This window comes from Pseudomonas sp. GD04058 (assembly GCF_029836855.1).
Lineage (GTDB): Bacteria > Pseudomonadota > Gammaproteobacteria > Pseudomonadales > Pseudomonadaceae > Aquipseudomonas > Aquipseudomonas bharatica.
On record NZ_JAOECN010000030.1, the window covers coordinates 1 to 21,276 of the forward strand.

A 21,276-nucleotide genomic window follows, 5' to 3' on the forward strand; every position below is an offset into this window, starting at 1 on the left:
GTCCGCGTCGTTTTCTCGCCTGCCTGCTTAGTAGTAGGCGTTTTCTTTCTGCGAGTGGTCAGTCACGTCGCGTACGCCCTTCAACTCCGGAATGCGTTCGAGCAAGGTGCGCTCGATGCCGTCCTTGAGGGTCACGTCGGCCTGGCCGCAGCCCTGGCAGCCGCCGCCGAACTGCAGCACGGCGATCCCATCCTCGACCACCTCGATCAGGCTGACCTGGCCGCCGTGGCTGGCCAGCCCCGGGTTGATCTCGGTTTGCAGGTAGTAGTTGATGCGCTCGTTGATCGGACTGTCGTCGTTGACCATCGGCACCTTGGCATTCGGGGCCTTGATGGTCAGTTGGCCGCCCATGCGGTCGGTGGCGTAGTCGACGACGGCATCATCGAGAAAAGGCTCGCTGACCGCGTCGATGTAGGCGGTAAAGCTCTTCAGGCCCAGCGCGGTATCTTCCGGCTTTTCTTCGCCTGGCTTGCAATAGGCAATGCAGGTTTCGGCATATTGGGTGCCGGGTTGGGTAATGAAGATGCGGATACCGATCCCCGGGGTGTTCTGCTTGGACAGCAGATCGGCCAGGTAATCGTGCGCGGCGTCGGTAATGGTTATGGCGCTCATGGAATTTCCTCACAGACTTGTCGGCAGTTTACGCCATGCGCGGCGACGAACAAAGTCCTAGCAATTAAGTCGGGATAAAAGAAGCCGTTAAGCATCTAGAGGTTCTCGTAGCGGTTCATGTCCAGCACCCCCGCCTCCACCGGCTCGGTTTCCTTGATATAGCTGTTCAGGTCATGGAAGTACTGCCAGAACTGCGGATGGCTGCGGCGCACGCCCCAGCGCATGACGATACGCTCGAAGCGGTCGTGGTCATCGCGTGCAGCCTCCATGTCCTCGACGAACTCGGGCACGTCGCTGGCCGGGATGTTGAACATGAAGTTGGGGTAGCTGCTCATCACTCCCGGGTACAGGGTCAGGGTGTCCAGCCCCGGCTGGTAGCGGTAGGCCTCGCCCAGCATGAAGGCGACGTTACTGTGCGCCCGGTTGCGCAGCATGCTGTAGACCTGGCGATTGCCGCCCTGGCCTTCGATCCTGAGCATGGTCGCCTCGGGCAATTGCTCGATGACCTTGAGTCCGGCCGCAGGCCGTGAAGCCAGGCGGCTCAGCGATTGCTCGACATCACGGAACTCCTCGCTCATCTGCGGACGCGAACAATAAGCGCCAGTGCAGCGGTTGATCGGGTCGGGCGCGGCATTCAGGCTGCCGCTGCGCTCGATCAGCTTGAGGCCGAAATCCCGCACCGGGTGATGCGGATCGAGTTTCAGGGCGCTTGGGGTATCGGTGTCGATGTCCTCGTAGTCCATCCACATCTTCACCTTGCCGCTGTTCTGGTACCAACTGCCGAGGATGTCGCCACGCTTGCCGGCCGGCATCAGGCGCAGGAAGTTGACCTCGGCACCATTGCGGATCAGGTCGAAGTACAGGCGGGTCTGGGCCTGGTGCGAAACGTTGCCATAGACGTCGAAGTTGACCGCCAGCTGGTAATAGGTGCGCTCCAGCAACGGGTAGTCGAACAGCCACATGGTCAGCGGCACGTCGCCGATCAGGCCCTTGGTCACCGAGGCGCTGTCGAAGTGGCGGAAGATGCTCAGCAGCGCGTTGTCGTTGCCGGCCCACAGGGTCGACCAACTCGGCGGCGGCATCTCGGCATAGGTATCCCGGCGCAGGCTTTCGTAGTCGTTGCGCTTGTCGCGATAGGCATGCCACAGGCTCAGGATGCTGCCGACATCGTCGATCTGCCCGGGCATGGCCAGCAGCGGCGTGGCTTCGGCGCGATACTTGGCGTCGGTGATATAGCGGTCGTGGGCCGGTTCCTGGAACAGCGCCCAGAAGTTGTCACGGATCACGTCGGTAGCAATCTGGCCCCGGCACACCGGGCCGCGGATGAAGGTGCGGACGAAATACTCGGCGTTATCCAGCATGAACTGGTAACGCGCCACCGCCGGGATCGCCTCGAAGGTCTCGAACGGGTTGGAACGATGCCGCGGGCCGTAGCCGGGCAGCGAGTCGGTGTGCCAGTTGCCGCTGTAGAACAGCTGCTTGACCCGCTTGAGCTTGTTGGGGCCCATCGGGTACGTGATGTGGGTCTTGTGCACGATCACGCCCTGCACCGGCAGCAGGCGGTAATAGAAGTCGGTGCCCGGCGGGTCGTTGGGGCGCCGGGTGACGATCAAGTCGATGGGCTGCCCGCTCGGCGTGCGCGAACGCACCCATTGGAAGAAGTGCCCCGGCTCGCCGCCGACGAAGTGCACATGAGCGAGGAACAGGTGCTCGTAGAGCCAGCGTCCTACCAGCGCTTCGCTGGCACCAGGGCGGTTCAGCAACTCTTCCCATTCCTGGATCTGCGCCGCTTCGCTTGCGCTGGGGCGGATCGCTGCGCTTTCCACCGGCGCGCCTTGGGCCAGCCAGCGTTGCAGGGTGTTGTACTGGGCATCGCTGAGGCCGGTCACCGCCAGCGGCATGCCTTCCCGGGGATGGGCCTTGGCATAGGCATCGAACTCACCGGGCAGCGGGCAAACGTTCTCCCGGTTCAGGCCCAGGACGATGTTGTCGGGGATCTTCTCGTTGGGCACCAGCGGCTTGGCATGCCCTAGCTCCAGCATGCGCGCCATCAGCGCCGCCTGGTCCTGCTGGCGATCGATCACCGAGTTGAAGCCCAGGTGCCGCCAGCCCTGGTCGGTCTGGGCATCGAAGAACAGCCGGGTCGGGGTCACCGCCTGGCTGCGGTCGCCCTGGTAGACGGGGATTTTCGAGGCGCCGCGGCTGGCGCCCTCGGCGCTGCCGAGGTTGAGCTGGCAGGCGGCGTCGTTACAGGCGTGGCAGGCGACGCATTTCTCGGTGAAGATCGGCTGGATATCCCGGGTATAGGAGATCGCTGCAGTGTTCTGGGGTCCCTGCCCCAACGCCGCGCCACTGATGAACAGTGCGAAGGCGGCGGCAATCAAGCGATGCACCATGTGCGGTATGTCCTGGATTGAAAAGGCTTTTCACGATTCTACCGGTGGGCCGCGGTGCCAACATGAATGAAATTCATGCAAATGTGCCATGCGTCAAAAAAGCGCGCAGCTTTGTTATCATCCCGCAACTTTCGTCCTTGTCCGACCCAGGTAGTTCCAATGTCCGACCGCAGCGCTCGTTTCCAAGCACTTCAGCAAGCACTCAAGGAGCGCATCCTCATTCTAGATGGCGGCATGGGTACTATGATCCAAAGCTACCGTCTTGAGGAAGGCGACTATCGTGGCACGCGCTTTGCCGACTGGCCGAGCGACGTCAAGGGCAACAACGACCTGCTGCTGCTCAGCCGCCCGGATGTGATTGCCTCCATCGAAAAGGCCTACCTGGACGCCGGTGCCGACATCCTCGAAACCAACACCTTCAACGCCACCCGCATCTCCCAGGCCGACTACGACATGCAGGAGCTGGTGTACGAGCTCAACGTCCAAGGCGCACGCATTGCCCGCCAGGTGGCCGATGCCAAGACCCTGGAAACCCCGGACAAGCCGCGCTTCGTCGCCGGCGTGCTCGGCCCGACCAGCCGCACCTGCTCGATCTCCCCGGACGTCAACGACCCTGGCTACCGCAACGTCACCTTCGACGAACTGGTGGAAAACTACATCGAGGCGACCCGCGGCCTGATCGAAGGCGGCGCCGACCTGATCCTGATCGAAACCATCTTCGACACCCTCAACGCCAAGGCGGCGATCTTCGCGGTGCAGCAGGTGTTCGAGGACGACGGCGTCGAATTGCCGATCATGATCTCCGGGACCATCACCGACGCCTCCGGCCGCACCCTGTCGGGACAGACCACCGAGGCCTTCTGGAACTCGGTACGCCATGCCAACCCGATCTCCGTCGGCCTGAACTGCGCCCTGGGCGCCAAGGACCTGCGCCCGTACCTGGAAGAACTGTCGAACAAGGCCGGCACCCATGTGTCGGCCCACCCCAACGCCGGCCTGCCCAACGCCTTCGGTGAATACGACGAGACCCCGGCGGAGATGGCCGTGGTGGTCGAGGAATTCGCCGCCAGCGGCTTCCTCAACATCATCGGCGGCTGCTGCGGCACCACCCCGGGGCATATCCAGGCAATCGCCGAGGCGGTGGCCAAGTACAAGCCGCGGGCCATTCCGGATATCCCGAAAGCCTGCCGCCTGTCCGGCCTCGAGCCGTTCACCATCGACCGCCAATCGTTGTTCGTCAACGTCGGCGAGCGTACCAACATCACCGGCTCGGCCAGGTTCGCCCGGCTGATCCGCGAGGAAAACTACACCGAGGCGCTGGAAGTCGCCCTGCAGCAGGTCGAGGCTGGTGCCCAGGTGATCGATATCAACATGGACGAAGGGATGCTCGATTCCCAGGCGGCCATGGTCCGTTTCCTCAACCTGATCGCCGGCGAGCCCGACATTTCCCGGGTGCCGATCATGATCGACTCCTCCAAGTGGGAAGTGATCGAGGCCGGCCTGAAGTGCATCCAGGGCAAGGGCATCGTCAACTCGATCTCGATGAAGGAAGGCGTCGAAGCCTTCAAGCATCACGCCCGGCTGTGCAAGCGCTACGGCGCCGCCGTAGTGGTGATGGCCTTCGACGAGGTCGGCCAGGCCGACACTGCCGCGCGCAAGAAGGAAATCTGCCAGCGCAGCTACGACATCCTGGTCAATGAAGTGGGCTTCCCGCCGGAAGACATCATTTTCGACCCGAACATCTTCGCCGTCGCCACCGGTATCGAAGAACACAACAACTATGCCGTGGACTTCATCGAAGCCTGCGCCTATATCCGCGACCACCTGCCGTACGCGCTGTCCTCGGGCGGGGTGTCCAACGTGTCGTTCTCGTTCCGCGGCAACAACCCGGTGCGCGAGGCGATCCACTCGGTGTTCCTGTATCACGCCATCCAGAACGGCCTGACCATGGGTATTGTCAACGCCGGCCAGCTGGAGATCTATGACGAGATCCCGGCGGCGCTGCGCGAGAAGGTCGAGGACGTGGTGCTCAACCGCACCCCGGAAGGCACCGACGCCCTCCTCGCCATCGCCGACGACTACAAGGGTGGCGGTGCTGCCAAGGAAGTGGAGAACGAAGAGTGGCGCTCGCTGCCGGTGGAAAAACGCCTGGAGCACGCGCTGGTCAAGGGCATCACCGCCTATATCGTCGAAGACACCGAGCTGTGCCGCCAGCAGTGCGCGCGGCCGATCGAGGTCATCGAAGGCCCGCTGATGAGCGGCATGAACGTGGTCGGCGACCTGTTCGGCGCGGGCAAGATGTTCCTCCCGCAAGTGGTCAAATCGGCTCGAGTGATGAAGCAGGCGGTGGCCCACCTGATTCCTTTCATCGAGGAAGAAAAAGGCGACAAGCCGGAAGCCAAGGGCAAGATCCTCATGGCCACGGTCAAGGGCGACGTGCACGACATCGGCAAGAACATCGTCGGCGTGGTCCTGGGCTGCAACGGCTATGACATCGTCGACCTCGGCGTGATGGTGCCGGCGGAGAAGATCCTCCAGGTCGCCCGCGAAGAAAAATGCGACATCATCGGCCTGTCCGGGCTGATCACCCCGTCGCTGGACGAGATGGTCCATGTCGCCCGCGAAATGCAGCGCCAGGACTTCCACCTGCCGCTGATGATCGGTGGCGCCACGACCTCCAAGGCGCACACAGCGGTGAAGATCGAACCGCGCTACAGCAACGACGCGGTGGTCTACGTGACCGACGCCTCCCGTGCGGTGGGCGTGGCCACGCAGTTGCTGTCCAAGGAGCTGAAACCGGGCTTCGTCGAGAAGACCCGTGCCGACTATGTCGAGGTGCGCGAGCGCACCGCCAACCGCAGCGCCCGCACCGAGCGCCTGAGCTACGCCCAGGCCATCGCCGCCAAGCCGAAATACGACTGGGCCAACTACCAGGCTGCGGTGCCAAGCTTCACCGGCGTCAAGGTGCTGGAAAACATCGACCTGAAGGTACTGGCCGAGTACATCGACTGGACGCCGTTCTTCATTTCCTGGGACCTGGCCGGCAAGTTCCCGCGCATCCTCACCGACGAAGTCGTGGGTGAAGCGGCGACCGCGCTGTACAAGGACGCCCGGGAAATGCTCGCCAGGCTGATCGACGAGAAGCTGATCAGCGCCCGTGCGGTATTCGGCTTCTGGCCTGCCAACCAGGTGGACGACGACGATATCGAGGTCTACGGCGAGGATGGCCAGGCGCTGGCGCGCCTGCATCACCTGCGCCAGCAGACCATCAAGCCGGACGACAAGCCGAACCTCTCCCTGGCCGACTTCGTCGCACCGAAGGACAGCGGCGTCACCGACTATGTCGGCGGCTTCATCACCACCGCCGGCATCGGCGCCGAGGAGGTGGCCAAGGCTTACCAGGACAAGGGCGACGACTACAGCTCGATCATGGTCAAGGCGCTCGCCGACCGCCTGGCCGAAGCCTGCGCCGAATGGCTGCACGAGCGGGTGCGCAAGGACTATTGGGGCTACGCCAGGGACGAGCAGCTCGACAACGAGGCACTGATCAAGGAGCAGTATGCTGGCATCCGTCCTGCCCCGGGTTATCCGGCGTGCCCGGACCACACCGAGAAGGCCACCCTGTTCCGCCTGCTCGATGGCACCGCGATCGGCCAGACCGGCCCGAGCGGCGTGTTCCTGACCGAACACTTCGCCATGTTCCCGGCGGCAGCGGTCAGTGGCTGGTACTTCGCCCATCCGCAGGCGCAGTACTTTGCCGTGGGCAAGGTGGAAAAGGACCAGATCGAGCGCTACAGCGCGCGCAAGCAGCAGGATGTGGCGGTGAGCGAGCGCTGGCTGGCGCCTAACCTCGGGTACGAGAGCTGAGATCTGCCTGGCGGCTGATGGCCTCATCGCTGGCAAGCCAGCTCCCACAGGGTCACTGCATATCTTGAGTCATGTGCAATACCTGTGGGAGCTGGCTTGCCAGCGATGAGGCCAGTGCAGGCAACCTCATATCCACCGGCTAGACTCTGGGACACAACCACACCGGAGAGCCCAGCCCATGGAAGATCCTCAAGGCAAGCCCCCAACCTTCTGGCAGCTCCTGCACAGCGTCCTCGCCGCCGCCTTCGGCGTGCAGTCCGGCAAGAACCGCGCCCGCGACTTCACCCACGGCAAGCCTGTGCATTTCATTGCCATGGGCACCGCGTTCACCCTGGTGTTCATCCTGATCCTCTACGGCCTGGTGCAACTGGCCATGCACCTCACCGCGCGCTGAAAACAAAACCGCCCGCGGGGTCCATGCCGCGGGCGGTTTCGTTGATTGCTGATCACGGTATTTTCAGCCAATGCGCTCCGTCACTGATGGCTGACCCAGTACACGGCTGTCACGACCACGAGCACGATCAGGCACAGGATTGCCCACGCGTCGACACTGCTGTCGGTCTTGCCGGTTTTGGTCGGGTTTCCCATTGCATCGCCTCTTTTTGTAGTGGTTATGGGAATGCACACCCCCAGCAGTTAAGCCCAGCAATCCCCATTGCTCAAGCAGGGACTTTTACCACTCGGCGGAGAGTGGAATGGCGCTACAAACGCTAGCCAGTCTCACTTAGTCCAAATCGTTCTTTTCATATGCAAAAACATCACTTTTTCACATAAATACAACCTGCTATCGTTCCCCGGCTCCGCATCCGGAGTGCGCGGCCGTGCGCGCGATTAGCTGCAAGCAGCTTGAGAACAGGACCCCTATGTACGTATACGACGAGTACGATCAGCGGATCATCGAGGACCGCGTCAAGCAGTTCCGGGATCAGACGCGCCGCTACCTGGCCGGCGAGCTGAGCGAAGAAGAATTCCGCCCTCTGCGCCTGCAGAACGGCCTCTACATCCAACGTTTTGCCCCGATGCTGCGTGTCGCCGTGCCGTATGGCCAGCTGACCTCGCGCCAGACCCGCATGCTGGCGAAGATCGCGCGCGACTACGACAAGGGCTACGCGCACATCAGCACCCGGCAGAACGTGCAGTACAACTGGCCAGCCCTGGAAGATGTCCCGGACATCCTCGCCGAACTGGCCACCGTGCAGATGCATGCGATCCAGACCAGCGGCAACTGCCTGCGCAACGTCACCACCGACCAGTTCGCCGGCGTTGCCGCCGATGAGCTGATCGATCCGCGCCCGTGGTGCGAGATCGTTCGCCAGTGGACCACCTTCCACCCCGAGTTCGCCTACCTGCCGCGCAAGTTTAAGATCGCCATCAATGGCTCGAAGAGCGACCGTGCAGCCATCGAAGTGCACGATATCGGCCTGGAGCCGGTGCACAACGCTGCCGGCGAGCTGGGCTTCCGCGTACTGGTCGGTGGCGGCCTGGGCCGTACCCCGGTGGTCGGTGCCTTCATCAACGAGTTCCTGCCATGGCAGGACCTGCTCAGCTACCTGGACGCCATCCTGCGCGTGTACAACCGTTACGGTCGCCGTGACAACAAGTACAAGGCGCGGATCAAGATCCTGGTCAAGGCCCTGACCCCGGAAGTCTTCGCCGAGAAGGTCGAGGCCGAGATGGTCCACCTGCGCGGCGGCCAGACCACCCTGACCGAGGCCGAAGTGCAGCGCGTCGCCAAGCACTTCGTCGACCCGGACTACAAGGCCCTGGACAACCTCGATGCGCAACTGGCCGAACTCGACCAGCAGCATCCGGGCTTCGCCCGCTGGCGCGCCCGCAACACCCTGGCGCACAAGAAGCCGGGCTACGTTGCCGTGACCCTGTCGCTCAAGCCGACCGGCGTCGCCCCCGGCGACCTGACCGACAAGCAACTGGACAAGGTCGCCGACCTCGCCGAGCGCTACAGCTTCGGCCAACTGCGTACCTCCCACGAGCAGAACATCATCCTCGCCGATGTCGAGCAGAGCCAGTTGCACGCGCTCTGGCTGGAACTGCGCGAGCATGGCTTCGCCACCCCGAACATCGGCCTGCTGACCGACATCATCTGCTGCCCTGGCGGTGATTTCTGCTCCCTGGCCAACGCCAAGTCGATCCCGATCGCCGAATCCATCCAGCGCCGCTTCGACGACCTGGACTACCTGTTCGACATCGGCGAACTGGACCTGAACATCTCGGGCTGCATGAACGCCTGCGGCCACCACCACGTCGGCCATATCGGCATTCTCGGCGTGGACAAGAAAGGTGAAGAGTTCTACCAGGTGTCCCTGGGTGGCAGCGCCAGCCGCGACGCCAGCCTCGGCAAGATCCTCGGCCCGTCCTTCGCCCAGGACGACATGCCGGACGTGATCGAGAAGCTGATCTCGGTGTACGTGGAAAAACGTACCGAAGACGAGCGTTTCATCGACACCTACCAGCGTATCGGCATCGACCCCTTCAAGGAGCGCGTCTATGCAGCGAATCATTAAGAACAACCAGATCGTCGACGAAACCTGGCACCTGCTGCCCAAGGACGTCACCCTGGACGAACTGACCAACTGCGACGACTACATCGTGCCACTGCAACTCTGGCGCGAACACGCCCATGCCCTGAAAGCCCGTGACGGCGGCCTGGGCGTGTGGCTGGACAGCGACGAAGAAGCCGAGGAAATCGGCGAAGACGTCGGTCACTTCCAGGTCATCGCCCTGAACTTCCCGGCCTTCACCGACGGGCGCAGCTACTCCAACGCGCGCCTGCTGCGTGATCGCTACAAGTTCACCGGTGAGCTGCGCGCCATTGGCGACGTCCTGCGTGACCAGCTGTTCTACATGGCCCGTTGCGGTTTCGATGCCTTCGCCATCCGCCCCGACAAGAACCCGGAAGACGCGCTGCAAAGCCTGAAGGACTTCTCGGTGACCTACCAGGCGGCTACCGATGAGCCGCTGCCGTTGTTCCGTCGGCGTTGATCGATCGACCGCTGAAATGAAAAAGCCCCGTCAGTCTGACGGGGCTTTTTCGTTCTTGAGGGCCCTATCGCTGGCAAGCCAGCTCCCACAGGGACCGCGTGCACCGCCGGACCTGTGGGAGCTCGCTTGTCGGACCGCCGCACCGCAGCGATGAAGCCCGAAAGGTCACCGCCAGCGACTGATCCGGCTCCAGATCCCCAGCACGGTACTCTCCACCGCCCCGCTGGCCGCCAGCCCCACCCGCTCCTGCAGGCTCTTGCGCTCGGCGAAATGCAGGTGGTACAGGTTCGACTCCCGGGCCCGTTCGCTCAGGTATTCATCGCTGGTCTTCAGTTCATCCGCCAGCTGCTTGTTCAGCGCCGCCACACCCAGCCAGACCTCACCCGTGGCCACTTCATCGATATGCAACTGCGGCCGGTAGCGCGAAACGAAGTCCTTGAACAGTTGGTGAGTGACGTCCAGGTCTTCCTGGAATTTCTCCCGGCCCTTCTCGGTGTTTTCGCCAAACACGGTCAGGGTGCGCTTGTACTCGCCTGCGGTCAGCACCTCGAAGTCGATATCGTGCTTTTTCAGCAGTCGGTTGACGTTGGGCAACTGCGCCACCACGCCGATCGAACCAAGAATGGCAAAGGGCGCGCTGACGATGCGCTCGCCAATGCAGGCCATCATGTAACCACCGCTGGCCGCGACCTTGTCGATGCACACGGTCAGCGGTATGCCGGCCTGGCGGATACGCGCCAGTTGCGAAGCGGCCAGGCCATAGCTGTGGACCATGCCGCCGCCGCTTTCCAGACGCAGGACCACCTCGTCCCGCGACGTGGCCAGGCTCAGCAAGGCGGTGATTTCATTCCGCAGGCTCTCGGTGGCCGATGCCTTGATATCGCCGTCGAAGTCCAGCACGAAGACCCGGGTTTTTTCCTCCGCCGGCGCCTTCTTCAGTTTTTTCTGCTCCTTGGCCTGCTGCTTGCGCAAGGCCTTGAGCTGGTGCTTTTCCAGCAGCCCGGACTCCAGGCGCTCGCGCAGGTCCTTGTAGAACTCATTGAGCCGGGTGACCTGCAATTGCCCGCCGGCCTTGCGTCGGCCCTTGCCGCGCATGCCGGCGATAGCCGACAGCACGACCAGCAGGGCGATGACCAGGGTTGCGGTCTTGGCGAGAAAGCTTGCGTACTCTGCAAGAAACTCCACGATTTCTCCTTGTTGAACTGCGCACCGGGGCGCGAAAAACGATAGTGAAGCATACCGGCGTCAATCTGCCGTCGCTAGCGTAGGAAATGTCTGGCACCACAGTTCAAACGCCCTTTTCAAACGCTTGTATGTTTTTTCGTTGACACCGCAGGAATGGCAACCTAACCTCGCCAGATCCAACTTCCCGGGCAGACGACGTGGGCAGCATCTACCTGATACGACATGGCCAGGCCTCCTTCGGTTGCGACGACTACGACGTTCTTTCGTCGGTCGGCATGCGCCAGAGCGAAGCCCTCGGCGCCCACCTGGTCCAGCTCGGGCTCAAGCTCGACCGCTGCATCGCCGGCGACCTGCGCCGCCAGCAGGACACTGCGCTGCTTGCGCTCGGTGCCATGCAGGCGAGCGGTGTGAAGGTTCCCGACGTGGAAACCGACGCCGCCTTCAACGAATTCGATGCCGACGCGGTTATCCGCGCCCTGCTTCCCGCGCTGCTTCCCGAAGAACCCGAAGCCCTGAACGTGTTGCGCAATGCCCGCGAGCATCGTGCCGAATTCCAGCGCCTGTTCGCCCTGATCGTGCAGCGCTGGCATGGCGGCCAGCACGACCGCGACGGGATCGAGAGCTGGGCGGCCTTCGTGCAACGCACGGGCGAAGGCCTGCAGCGCGTCCTGGAACAGGCCGCCGGCGGCGACAACATCGCCATCTTCACCTCGGGCGGAACCATCGCCGCCCTGCTCCACCGCATCACCGGCATCAGTGCCAGCCAGGCCTTCGAGCTGAACTGGCAGATCATCAACACTTCGCTCAGCCAGCTGAAATTCCGCGGCAGCGAGGTGACCCTGGCCTCCTTCAACAGCCAAGCCCATGTACGGCTGCTGAGGGTGCCGGAACTCGTCACCTGGCGATGAATCCGGCGCATAACGACCCTGCGTAACCGAAACCACTCAATAAGGAAAACACCATGAGCGAAGTCGCCAAAGCCGTTGAAGCCATGAAAGCCAAGTTCAACCCAAGCGCCGCCGCCGGCCTGGACCTGATCTTCGGTTTCAACATCACCGACGAAAACAAGCACTACGCGCTGATCGTCAAGGACGGCACCTGCGACCTGCAGGAAGGTGAAAACGCCGACGCCAACTGCACCCTGGTCATGGACAGCGAAACCCTGAAGGGCATCGTCAGCGGCGAGACCGACGGCATGCAGGCCTTCATGGGCGGCAAGCTGCGCGTCGAAGGCGACATGATGCTGTCGATGAAGCTCAGCGAGCTTTTCCCGGCGTAACGACCACGCCCGTGACGAAGAAACCGAAGCCCTCCAGCGCTTCGGTTTTTTTTCGCCCGCAGCAGGCATCAGGAGCGTTGATCGACCGGCAACACCCGCGCCAATAAGGCATGGCAGCGCTTGGCAGGTCCGCACGCGATCATTAGATTAGCCAATGTTCCATGGCTACCAAAATAAGGAAAAGGCATGTCGCTCACCGATCAGTCCACCCAGGTCCGCCCCGGCGAGGAACTCGATTCCGCCCTGATCGACCCGTACCTCAAGGCGCATATCGCCGGCCTCGAAGGCACGCCGCTGATCAGCCAGTTCCCTGGCGGCGCCTCGAACCTGACCTACCTGGTCAGCTACCCGCAGCGCGAGTTCGTCCTGCGCCGCCCACCTTTCGGCAGCAAGGCCAAGTCCGCCCATGACATGGGCCGCGAGTTCCGTATCCTCAACCAGCTCAACGCCGGCTTTCCCTACTGCCCCAAGGCCTACGTGCACTGCACCGACGAGTCGCTGATCGGTGGCGAGTTCTACGTGATGGAGCGGGTCAAGGGCATCATCCTGCGCTCCGACCTGCCGCCGGAACTAGGCTTCGACGCCGCCCGCACCGAAGCGCTGTGCAAGAGTTTCATCGACCGCCTGGTGGAACTGCACCAGGTCGATTACCACGCCGTGGGCCTGGCCGACCTGGGCAAGCCGGATGGCTACGTACAACGGCAGATCGAAGGCTGGGCCGGGCGCTACGAGAAAGCCCTGACCCCGGACGCCCCGCGCTGGGAAGCGGTGATCGCCTGGCTGCGCGAGAAAATGCCGGCGGACCACCCGCGCCCGGGCATCATCCATAACGACTACCGCTTCGACAATGTGATCCTCGACGCCGACAACCCGATGCGCATCATCGGCGTGCTGGACTGGGAAATGACCACCCTCGGCGACCCGCTGATGGACCTGGGCAACACCCTGGCCTACTGGATCGAAGCCGCCGACCCGGCGCCGGTGCAACTGATGCGCCGCCAGCCTTCCAATGCCCCGGGCATGCTGACCCGTCGCCAGTTCGTCGATTACTACGCCGAGCGTGCCGGAATCGAAATCGCCAACTTCGACTTCTACTACACCTACGGCCTGTTCCGCCTGGCGGGGATCGTCCAGCAGATCTACTACCGTTTCTTCCACGGCCAGACCCAGGACAAGCGTTTCGCCCAGTTCATCCATATGAACAAGCTGCTGGAGCAGATGAGCCTCAAGGTCATCGACGCCTCCAGTCTCTGAACGACTACAACAAGGAACCTGCCATGTCCAAGACCCACCTGTTCGACCTCGACGGCAAGATCGCCTTCGTTTCCGGGGCCAGCCGCGGTATCGGCGAAGCCATCGCCCACCTGCTGGCCCAGCAGGGTGCCCATGTGATCGTCTCCAGTCGCAAGCTCGATGGCTGCCAGCAAGTGGCCGACAGCATCGTCGCGGCCGGCGGCAAGGCCACTGCGATTGCCTGCCACATTGGTGAAATGGAGCAGATCAGCGCAGTGTTCGCGCAAATCCGCGAAACGTTCGGGCGCCTGGACATCCTGGTCAACAACGCCGCGACCAACCCGCAATTCTGCAATGTGCTGGACACCGACCTGGGCGCCTTCCAGAAGACCGTGGACGTGAATATCCGCGGCTATTTCTTCATGTCGGTGGAAGCCGGCAAGCTGATGCGCGAACACGGTGGCGGCAGCATCATCAACGTCGCTTCGATCAACGGCGTATCGCCGGGCGTGTTCCAGGGCATCTACTCGGTAACCAAGGCGGCGGTGATCAACATGACCAAGGTCTTCGCCAAGGAGTGCGCGGCGTTCGGGATTCGCTGCAACGCGTTGCTGCCCGGCCTGACCGATACCAAGTTCGCCTCGGCGCTGGTGAAGAACGATGCGATCCTCAATACCGCGCTGCAGCAGATTCCGCTCAAGCGAGTGGCGGATCCGAAGGAAATGGCCGGCGCCGTGCTGTACCTGGCCAGTGATGCGTCCAGCTATACCACCGGGGTGGCGCTGAATGTGGATGGGGGGTTCCTGTCCTGATTCTCTGGTGAACTTGAGGGCCCTATCGCTGGCAAGCCAGCTCCCACAGGAGCTGGCTTGCCAGCGATGAGGCCCTCAAGAGCCACACAAAAGCCGACGACAGGCGTACCATACCCGCTTCCGGCGAGCCCTTCTCGCCAGCCCCTGTCGCACAAGAAATCCCCCCATGCCCTTCGAACTCAGCGTTGATCTCACCACCCTCGCCATCCTCGCCGCAGTCGCCTTCGTTGCCGGTTTCATCGATGCCATCGCCGGCGGTGGCGGCCTGCTCACCACGCCCGCCCTGTTGACCGCCGGGATGCCACCGCACCTGGTACTGGGCACCAACAAGCTCAGCTCCACCTTCGGCTCGGCCACCGCCGGCTTCACCTACTACCGACGCAAGCTGTTCCACCCGGCACAGTGGAAACATGCGCTGCTGGGCACCCTGGTCGGCGCCCTGATCGGTGCGGTGGTCGCCCATTACCTGCCGGCAGAATGGCTGAACAAGATGCTCCCGGTGATCGTCTTCGCCTGTGGCGTGTACCTGCTGTTCGGCGGCACGCCCAAGGCGCCGCTGGATGCCGACGTGCCGATCAAGAAGAAATGGCAGTTCCCCCAAGGCTTCACCCTGGGCTTCTATGATGGCGTGGCCGGCCCTGGTACCGGCGCTTTCTGGACCGTCAGCACGCTGCTGATCTACCCCATCGACCTGGTCAAGGCCAGCGGTGTGGCGCGCAGCATGAACTTTGTCAGCAACGCGGCGGCGCTGTCGGTGTTCATCTTCTCGGGCCAGGTGGATTGGCTGGTAGGGCTGTCGATGGGCTCGGCGCTGATGGTCGGCGCCTTCTTCGGCGCCCGAACCGCCATCAGCGGCGGTTCGAAGTTCATTCGCCCGGTGTTCATCACCGTGGTCCTGGCGCTGACCGTGCGCCTAGCGTGGCAGCACTGGTTCGGGCAGGCCTAGGCGACGCGCCACGTAGAGGTCGATCAGGTAGCGGGCAATGGAGCGCCCGGCGGGCAGCGGCGGCAAGGCGTCGACACGGAACCACCGGGCATCCTCGATCTCGTCCGGCTGCATGACGATCTCTCCGCCCGCGTACTCGGCATGGAAGCCGAGCATCATCGAATGCGGGAATGGCCAGCACTGGCTGCCGACGTACTGGATGTTCTGCACTTCCAGCGCCACTTCCTCGCGCACTTCCCGCACCAGGCAATCCTCCGCCGACTCCCCCGGCTCGGCAAAGCCCGCCAGGGTGCTGTAGACGCCGGTGACGAAGCGTGGTGAGCGGGCAAGGAGGATTTCGTCGCCACGGGTCACCAGCACGATCATGCTCGGCGAGATGCGCGGGTAGCTGCGCAGGTCGCAAGGCTCGCAGTACATGGCGCGCTCCCGCGGGACCTGGGTCATCGCCTGGCCGCAACTGCCGCAGAAACGGTGCTCGCGGGCCCAGGTGGCGATCTGCGCGGCATAGCCGAGGATCTTGTAGGTGTCGAAATCCCCTTCCAGCATGAACTGGCGCAGCCCGCGCCAACTGCAGCCGGGCAGCGCCTGGGCGCCGTGCAGCTCGGCCAGGTACACCGGCTGCCCGTCGTAGTGGCCGATGCCGTGCTCGAAGCGGATGTCCGGCTCCTGGCGCTTGAACCAGTCGCGCGGGAACAGCGCGCCATTGGCGTCCACCATGAATCCTTCGGCGCTGCGCACGACCACCAGGCCGCCGCTGACATTCGTATCCAGTACCGCAGTGGTCCAACGCGCTGACATCATCGATTCCTTAGCGAAGCCCGCCGGTCAATCGGCGAACTCCGGCTTCTGTTTGCTCATATGGGCGGCCACGGCCACCCGCAGATCGGTGGATTGCAGCATGGCGGCGTTCCAGGTGGCGATGTACTCGAGCCCGTCGTCGATCCGGTGATCGCGCATATAGCTGAGCATCTCCTTGGTGCCGGCCACGGCGATCGGGGATTTTCCCGCAATTTCGGCTGCGATGGCAAAGACTCCGTCAAGCAGCGCACCATGATCATCATAGGTACGGTTGACCAGGCCGATGCGCTGCGCCTCTTCGGCGCCGATGGTGCGTCCGGTGTAGGCCAGCTCGCGCAGCACGCCGTCGCCGATGATACGCGGCAGACGTTGCAGTGTGCCGACATCGGCGGCCATGCCCATGTCGATTTCCTTGATGGAGAACTGCGCATCACTGGCCGCATAGCGCATGTCGCAGGCGGAGACCAGGTCGATGGCGCCACCGATGCAGTAGCCCTGGATCGCCGCCAGCACCGGCTTGCGGCAGTTGTCCACGGCGTTGAACGAGGCCTGCATCTCGAGGATCTTGCGCCGCAGCAGGCGCGCGTTGCGACCAACATCCTTGCCCAGCTCGTTGGCCAGCGAGGCCAGCATCATCAGGTCGATTCCCGAGGAGAAATGCTTGCCGGCACCACTGATTACCACCACCCGCGCCTCGTCGGTCTCGTCGATCCACTGGAAGATCTCGACGATCTCGCGCCAGAAGGCGGCGTTCATGGCGTTGATCTTTTCCGGACGGTTGATCTGGACGTGGACGATATGGTTCGACAGCTCGACCTTGAACGCGGTGTAGTCGGTCATGGCGGCACTCCTTGAGCGGCGGATGTAGGAAGCTTTGGACTATATCCCACCCGACACACCGCGCTTGTGCCAAAAGCGGGACTGGAGCTGTTGATATTGCCCGGTACTTGCGGCACCGTGCGCAGGTCTTTGAATCATCAGGAAACATTTCATGCCACGCTCCCTGACCAGCGCCCTGGCCCACAACTTCCTTGGCCAGTCGCCGCGCTGGTACAAGGCCACGGTCGGCCTGTTCCTCGTGCTCAATCCGCTGTTGCTGGCGACCCTTGGCCCGGTGGCTACCGGCTGGGTGCTGGTGGTGCAGTTCATTTTCTTCCTCGCCATGGCCCTCAAGTGCTACCCGCTGATGCCGGGCGGTCTGTTGCTGGTCGAAGCGCTGCTGCTGGGGCTGACAACGCCCGAGGCGCTGTACGAAGAGTTGCAGCACAACTTTCCGGTGATCCTGCTGCTGATGTTCATGGTGGCAGGTATCTATTTCATGAAGGACCTGCTGCTGTTTTCGTTCTCACGTATTTTGTTAGGTATCCGATCCAAAGCACTGTTATCACTGGCTTTTTGTTTCCTTTCCGCATTTCTTTCAGCCTTTCTCGATGCCCTCACCGTCACGGCGGTAATCATCAGTGCGGCGGTAGGTTTCTACGGCGTCTACCACCGGGTCGCCTCCGGCAACGACCCGCGCAGCGAGACACAGATCGATATCGACCACCAGCTTCCCGAACTGGCACGGGAAGACCTGAACCAGTTCCGCGCCTTCCTGCGCAGCCTGCTCATGCATGGCGCCGTGGGCACCGCGCTGGGCGGCGTCTGCACCCTGGTCGGTGAGCCGCAGAACCTGCTGATCGGCCATGAGATGGGCTGGCACTTCCAGGATTTCTTCTTCAAGGTCGCCCCGGTGTCGCTGCCGGTGCTGGCAGCTGGCCTGGTCACCTGCGTACTGCTGGAGAAACTGCGTTGGTTCGGCTACGGCACCCTGTTGCCGGACAACGTGCGCCAGGTGCTGGCTGCCTACAGCGCCGAAGACGATGCCCAGCGCACGCCGCAGCAGCGCGCGGCGCTGCTGGTACAAGGCATCGCCGCGCTGATATTGATCGTCTGCCTGGGGCTGCATGTGGCCGAGGTCGGGCTGATCGGATTGCTGGTGATCGTGCTGATCACCGCCTTTACCGGGATCACCGACGAGCATCGCCTGGGCCGGGCGTTCCAGGACGCCATGCCGTTCACCTCGCTGCTGGTGGTGTTCTTCGCCGTGGTCGCGGTGATCCACCAGCAGCAATTGTTCACCCCGCTGATCCAGTGGGTGCTGGCACTGCCGGCGGAACAGCAACCGGGGATGCTGTTCATCGCCAACGGCCTGCTGTCGGCGATCAGCGATAACGTGTTCGTCGCCACCATCTACATCACCGAGGTGAAGCAGGCGTTCCTCGATGGCAGCATGAGCCGCGAGCATTTCGAGACCCTGGCGGTGGCGATCAACACCGGGACCAACCTGCCAAGCGTGGCGACGCCCAATGGGCAGGCAGCGTTCCTGTTCCTGCTGACCTCGGCGATTGCGCCGCTGGTGCGGCTGTCCTATGGGCGGATGGTGTGGATGGCGTTGCCTTACACCGTGGTCATGGGTGGATTGGGGTGGTGGGCAGTGACCTACTGGCTGTGAAACCCTGAGGACCTCATCGCTGGCAAGCCAGCTCCCACATGTGGGAGCTGGCTTGCCAGCGATGAGGCCCTTACTAACCCCGCAAATCCTCGAAGAACACCTTCTTCCCATCCACCTGCAGCGAAGCCCGCGGCTGCCCGGCCTGATCCGCGCCGGGCTTCTCCACGTGCCAGTAGCAGTAGCGCACCGCCCGGGTAATCGCCACATAGGCCAGGCGCAGGATCTCCTCTTTCTGCGCCGTATCGAACGCTTCCGGGTCGCCGCTCTTGCCCAGCCCGGCCAGGCGATACACCTGGTTCTTGTACGGCGAACGGGTCACATACTGGCAATCACCAAGCATGAACACCGCATCCGCCTGCAGGCCCTTGGCACTGTGGTAGGTCAGTTGCTTCAGTCGGCGCTGCCCATGAGGCAAGCTAGAATCCACATTAATTACAGACTGAATATGATTTGAAATCAGTAACTTATCTGCACTTCTTCGAAACAGTATCATGACCGACTCACCCCGGTTGTAATGCTCGATCACCTGCTCCGCCAAGGCTGCCTCATCGCGCTCCTGCACCTGTACCGGCCAACACTCTCCAGCCGCCGGCCCCATGGCCCTGGCCTTCTTCCCGGCAATGGATGGCGCCGAGCGCACGACATGCTCCGCCGCATCGATGATGTATTGATGGCTGCGGTAGTTGTCGGTAAGCATCACCCGGGTGGTCGATGGCGCGACGAAGGCCTTGGCGAACTCCATGAAGTATTTCGGCGAGCTGCCCCGCCAGCCATAGATCGACTGCCAGTCATCCCCCACGCAGAGCAGCGAGGAATGCTGCGCCGCACGGCCGGCATGCATGTCCGGGCCGCGACGACGGATCTCCCGCAGGCTGGCGCGGATCCACGAGACGATCTGCGGCGAGACATCCTGGAACTCATCGATCATCAGGTGCGCCATCGGCCGCAGCAGCGGGTCCGGGAGCAGGCGCAGGTTCTCCGGGTTGTTCTCGCCGAACAGGGCGAACATGCGGTTGTAGGTCATCACCGGCGGCGACTGGTCCAGCAGGTGCTCCTCCAGGGCCTTCCAGTACAGGCTCAGGGCTTCGAAGAACAGTGCGTCGGTATCGCCCTGCGGGAAGCTCATGCCTTTCACCGCGACGCTGACGTCCAGCCCGAGGCTCTCGATAAACCCCGCCGCCCCGACAAAGGCATCCAGCAAGGGCATGGCGGCCAGTTCACCCTTGACCTTGTAGTCGAAGCCCGGGCCGGCCACCGCGTCGCCAGCCAGGGAAGCGGTGAGACGTCTGGCCTCCGCGTAATTTCCCAGCCAGATCACAGGCTTATCGCAGAAAGCTTGAAACAGTGTGCGCTTGATCACCCACTCTGCCCACACCGGCAGCTTGGCGCCGGGGCGCTTGTAATTCTGGTTCTCGCCCGGGTCGAAGCCGAGCACCACCCAGGCATCCAGCTCGGCAATATGGCCATGGAAATGGAAACGGCTGCCATTGATCTCGACGGTCTGGCGGCTCGGCTCGATGCCCTTGATCGGCCAGGCGCCAGCCCTGAACCAGAGATCCTCGATGGTGTCGCACAATTCCTCGTCGCGGCTGGCAGAAAGCTGGGTCACGGCGACACGCTTCTGCACATCGGGATGATCCTTCTCCAGCGCCTTGAGCTGGATCGCTTCGCGGCGCAGCCCGGCGATCAGTTCGGCGAAGCGCGGGCTGGCACGCAGCAGGTCGCGATAGCAGAGGTTGAGCTGCTGGCGCTGGGCATCGTTGATGCGCAGGTCGAAGGGGTTGCTCTCGGCATCGGCTTCAGCGCCTGTGGGCAGTTCGCTGCCGAGGGTCTCGAAGGCCCGTACCTGGCTGAAGCCCGGCAGGCTGCGCACCAGCGGCAGGATCCGCGAATGGAAGGTGCGTACCAGCTCCCGCGCCTGTACCGGGCTCAACGGCACCTGCCACTGGCTGAAGACCTGCAACAAGCGACTGATGAAGTCCTTGCGCGACTCGCGGGTAAAGGTCACCACGGTCATGGCGTCCAGCTCGTAGCCCAGGTACTGGCGCAGCAGCAGGATGCGCAATACCAGCGAGGTCGACTTGCCCGCCCCTGCACCGGCGATCACGCAGGTGGACGGGGTGTCGCTGAAGATCATCTTCCACTGGGCCGCACTCGGCTGCGCATGGGCCGGCAGACGCGCGGCAACATCCGCCTTGAAGCGCTTCTTCAGCTCCGCTGTCAGCGGCAGCCGCCAGTCGTCGAACAGGGCGTCGTCGAGGCCCGGTACGCCATGTTCCTCGGCACGGGTATCACGGATCACCAGGACCTGGCGGCCAGCCTCGTAACCGACCGCGTGACCCTCGTCGAAGCCTTCGCGCAGGCCTTCGGCGTGACCGGTGCGCTGGCCGGTGGCGTGGCCGAGGAACCAGGAATCGCGATGCTGCGCCCGCAGGCGGTTCAGGCCGCGACCGAGCAGACGCGCGGTCAGGCGCCTGAGCCACGGCAGCTGGGCTGGCGGGGTGAGATCCTGGGGTTGCGGGGGAAGCTTTTCTGACACACCGACTCCGGCTGAACGAACACACAAGCCGGACGTTGTACCCCATTCGAGCCTGATGGGACAGGGCTGATTGTCTGTTGAATCAGGGGATTAGCGCACAGAGCGGAGAAAACCT

Annotated in this window: 16 protein-coding genes; 10 read left to right on the top strand and 6 right to left on the bottom strand. The window is 63.1% G+C overall.

Annotation, left to right across the window (positions count from 1 at the left end; genetic code table 11):
* Positions 1-27: 27 nt before the first annotated feature.
* Entirely contained in the window at positions 28-612 is a 585-nt protein-coding gene (gene nfuA / locus N7650_RS20895) for a Fe-S biogenesis protein NfuA (RefSeq protein ID WP_009407016.1), read from the bottom strand.
* A gap of 95 nt (positions 613-707) precedes the next feature.
* Positions 708-3,008 carry a fatty acid cis/trans isomerase gene (locus tag N7650_RS20900; protein WP_279899814.1) on the bottom strand — a complete coding sequence of 767 codons (2,301 nt, stop codon included), beginning with the start codon at positions 3,006-3,008 and terminating at the stop codon, positions 708-710.
* A 159-nt stretch (positions 3,009-3,167) separates the two neighbouring features.
* Here N7650_RS20900 and metH point away from each other — a divergent pair, with 159 nt between their 5' ends.
* From metH to N7650_RS20920, 4 genes are all read left to right on the top strand, one after another.
* Positions 3,168-6,875, top strand: coding sequence for a methionine synthase (gene metH / locus N7650_RS20905; RefSeq protein WP_279899815.1), 3,708 nt, complete (start codon positions 3,168-3,170; stop codon positions 6,873-6,875).
* A gap of 178 nt (positions 6,876-7,053) precedes the next feature.
* Positions 7,054-7,269, top strand: coding sequence for a DUF2970 domain-containing protein (locus tag N7650_RS20910; RefSeq protein ID WP_009407010.1), 216 nt, complete (start codon positions 7,054-7,056; stop codon positions 7,267-7,269).
* A gap of 469 nt (positions 7,270-7,738) precedes the next feature.
* Positions 7,739-9,397, top strand: coding sequence for a nitrite/sulfite reductase (locus N7650_RS20915; RefSeq protein WP_279899816.1), 1,659 nt, complete (start codon positions 7,739-7,741; stop codon positions 9,395-9,397).
* Positions 9,381-9,875, top strand: a complete 495-nt coding sequence (locus N7650_RS20920) for a DUF934 domain-containing protein (RefSeq protein ID WP_009407004.1) — start codon at positions 9,381-9,383, stop codon at positions 9,873-9,875. The genes N7650_RS20915 and N7650_RS20920 overlap by 17 nt, the downstream gene beginning before the upstream one ends.
* 165 nt (positions 9,876-10,040) lie before the next feature.
* Here N7650_RS20920 and sohB read toward each other — a convergent pair whose 3' ends face one another.
* Positions 10,041-11,060, bottom strand: coding sequence for a protease SohB (sohB, locus tag N7650_RS20925; RefSeq protein WP_279899817.1), 1,020 nt, complete (start codon positions 11,058-11,060; stop codon positions 10,041-10,043).
* A gap of 197 nt (positions 11,061-11,257) precedes the next feature.
* Between sohB and N7650_RS20930 the strand changes: the two genes are divergently transcribed.
* The 5 genes from N7650_RS20930 to N7650_RS20950 all read left to right on the top strand — a co-directional run bounded on the left by N7650_RS20930 (position 11,258) and on the right by N7650_RS20950 (position 15,330).
* Positions 11,258-11,968: a histidine phosphatase family protein gene (locus tag N7650_RS20930; RefSeq protein ID WP_009407001.1), complete on the top strand. Its 711-nt coding sequence runs from the start codon at positions 11,258-11,260 to the stop codon at positions 11,966-11,968.
* A 53-nt stretch (positions 11,969-12,021) separates the two neighbouring features.
* Positions 12,022-12,339: an SCP2 sterol-binding domain-containing protein gene (locus N7650_RS20935; protein ID WP_009406999.1), complete on the top strand. Its 318-nt coding sequence runs from the start codon at positions 12,022-12,024 to the stop codon at positions 12,337-12,339.
* A gap of 186 nt (positions 12,340-12,525) precedes the next feature.
* Entirely contained in the window at positions 12,526-13,593 is a 1,068-nt protein-coding gene (locus tag N7650_RS20940; protein WP_009406997.1) for a phosphotransferase family protein, read from the top strand.
* A 23-nt stretch (positions 13,594-13,616) separates the two neighbouring features.
* On the top strand, positions 13,617-14,384 hold the full coding sequence (locus N7650_RS20945) for an SDR family oxidoreductase (RefSeq protein ID WP_009406994.1): 768 nt from the start codon (positions 13,617-13,619) through the stop codon (positions 14,382-14,384).
* A 166-nt stretch (positions 14,385-14,550) separates the two neighbouring features.
* Positions 14,551-15,330 carry a TSUP family transporter gene (locus N7650_RS20950; RefSeq protein WP_009406992.1) on the top strand — a complete coding sequence of 260 codons (780 nt, stop codon included), beginning with the start codon at positions 14,551-14,553 and terminating at the stop codon, positions 15,328-15,330.
* On the opposite strand, the gene nudC is transcribed toward N7650_RS20950, so the two are convergent.
* Both nudC and N7650_RS20960 read right to left on the bottom strand, forming a co-directional pair.
* On the bottom strand, positions 15,298-16,128 hold the full coding sequence (gene nudC / locus N7650_RS20955; RefSeq protein ID WP_009406990.1) for an NAD(+) diphosphatase: 831 nt from the start codon (positions 16,126-16,128) through the stop codon (positions 15,298-15,300). The two genes, N7650_RS20950 and nudC, sit on opposite strands and share 33 nt — an antisense overlap.
* A 27-nt stretch (positions 16,129-16,155) precedes the next feature.
* On the bottom strand, positions 16,156-16,968 hold the full coding sequence (locus N7650_RS20960; RefSeq protein ID WP_009406988.1) for a crotonase/enoyl-CoA hydratase family protein: 813 nt from the start codon (positions 16,966-16,968) through the stop codon (positions 16,156-16,158).
* Positions 16,969-17,119: 151 nt separating this feature from the next.
* On the opposite strand from N7650_RS20960, the gene nhaB reads away from it, so the two are divergent.
* On the top strand, positions 17,120-18,622 hold the full coding sequence (gene nhaB / locus N7650_RS20965) for a sodium/proton antiporter NhaB (RefSeq protein WP_279899820.1): 1,503 nt from the start codon (positions 17,120-17,122) through the stop codon (positions 18,620-18,622).
* A gap of 73 nt (positions 18,623-18,695) precedes the next feature.
* On the opposite strand, the gene N7650_RS20970 is transcribed toward nhaB, so the two are convergent.
* Positions 18,696-21,161, bottom strand: a complete 2,466-nt coding sequence (locus N7650_RS20970; RefSeq protein WP_279899822.1) for a UvrD-helicase domain-containing protein — start codon at positions 21,159-21,161, stop codon at positions 18,696-18,698.
* Positions 21,162-21,276 lie beyond the last annotated feature (115 nt).

Coding starts and splice junctions, on each gene's coding strand:
- nfuA (WP_009407016.1), bottom strand. CDS start 612: ATGAGCGCCATAACCATTACCGACGCCGCGCACGATTACCTGGCCGAT.
- N7650_RS20900 (WP_279899814.1), bottom strand. CDS start 3,008: ATGGTGCATCGCTTGATTGCCGCCGCCTTCGCACTGTTCATCAGTGGC.
- metH (WP_279899815.1), top strand. CDS start 3,168: ATGTCCGACCGCAGCGCTCGTTTCCAAGCACTTCAGCAAGCACTCAAG.
- N7650_RS20910 (WP_009407010.1), top strand. CDS start 7,054: ATGGAAGATCCTCAAGGCAAGCCCCCAACCTTCTGGCAGCTCCTGCAC.
- N7650_RS20915 (WP_279899816.1), top strand. CDS start 7,739: ATGTACGTATACGACGAGTACGATCAGCGGATCATCGAGGACCGCGTC.
- N7650_RS20920 (WP_009407004.1), top strand. CDS start 9,381: ATGCAGCGAATCATTAAGAACAACCAGATCGTCGACGAAACCTGGCAC.
- N7650_RS20935 (WP_009406999.1), top strand. CDS start 12,022: ATGAGCGAAGTCGCCAAAGCCGTTGAAGCCATGAAAGCCAAGTTCAAC.
- N7650_RS20940 (WP_009406997.1), top strand. CDS start 12,526: ATGTCGCTCACCGATCAGTCCACCCAGGTCCGCCCCGGCGAGGAACTC.
- N7650_RS20945 (WP_009406994.1), top strand. CDS start 13,617: ATGTCCAAGACCCACCTGTTCGACCTCGACGGCAAGATCGCCTTCGTT.
- N7650_RS20950 (WP_009406992.1), top strand. CDS start 14,551: ATGCCCTTCGAACTCAGCGTTGATCTCACCACCCTCGCCATCCTCGCC.
- nudC (WP_009406990.1), bottom strand. CDS start 16,128: ATGTCAGCGCGTTGGACCACTGCGGTACTGGATACGAATGTCAGCGGC.
- N7650_RS20960 (WP_009406988.1), bottom strand. CDS start 16,968: ATGACCGACTACACCGCGTTCAAGGTCGAGCTGTCGAACCATATCGTC.
- nhaB (WP_279899820.1), top strand. CDS start 17,120: ATGCCACGCTCCCTGACCAGCGCCCTGGCCCACAACTTCCTTGGCCAG.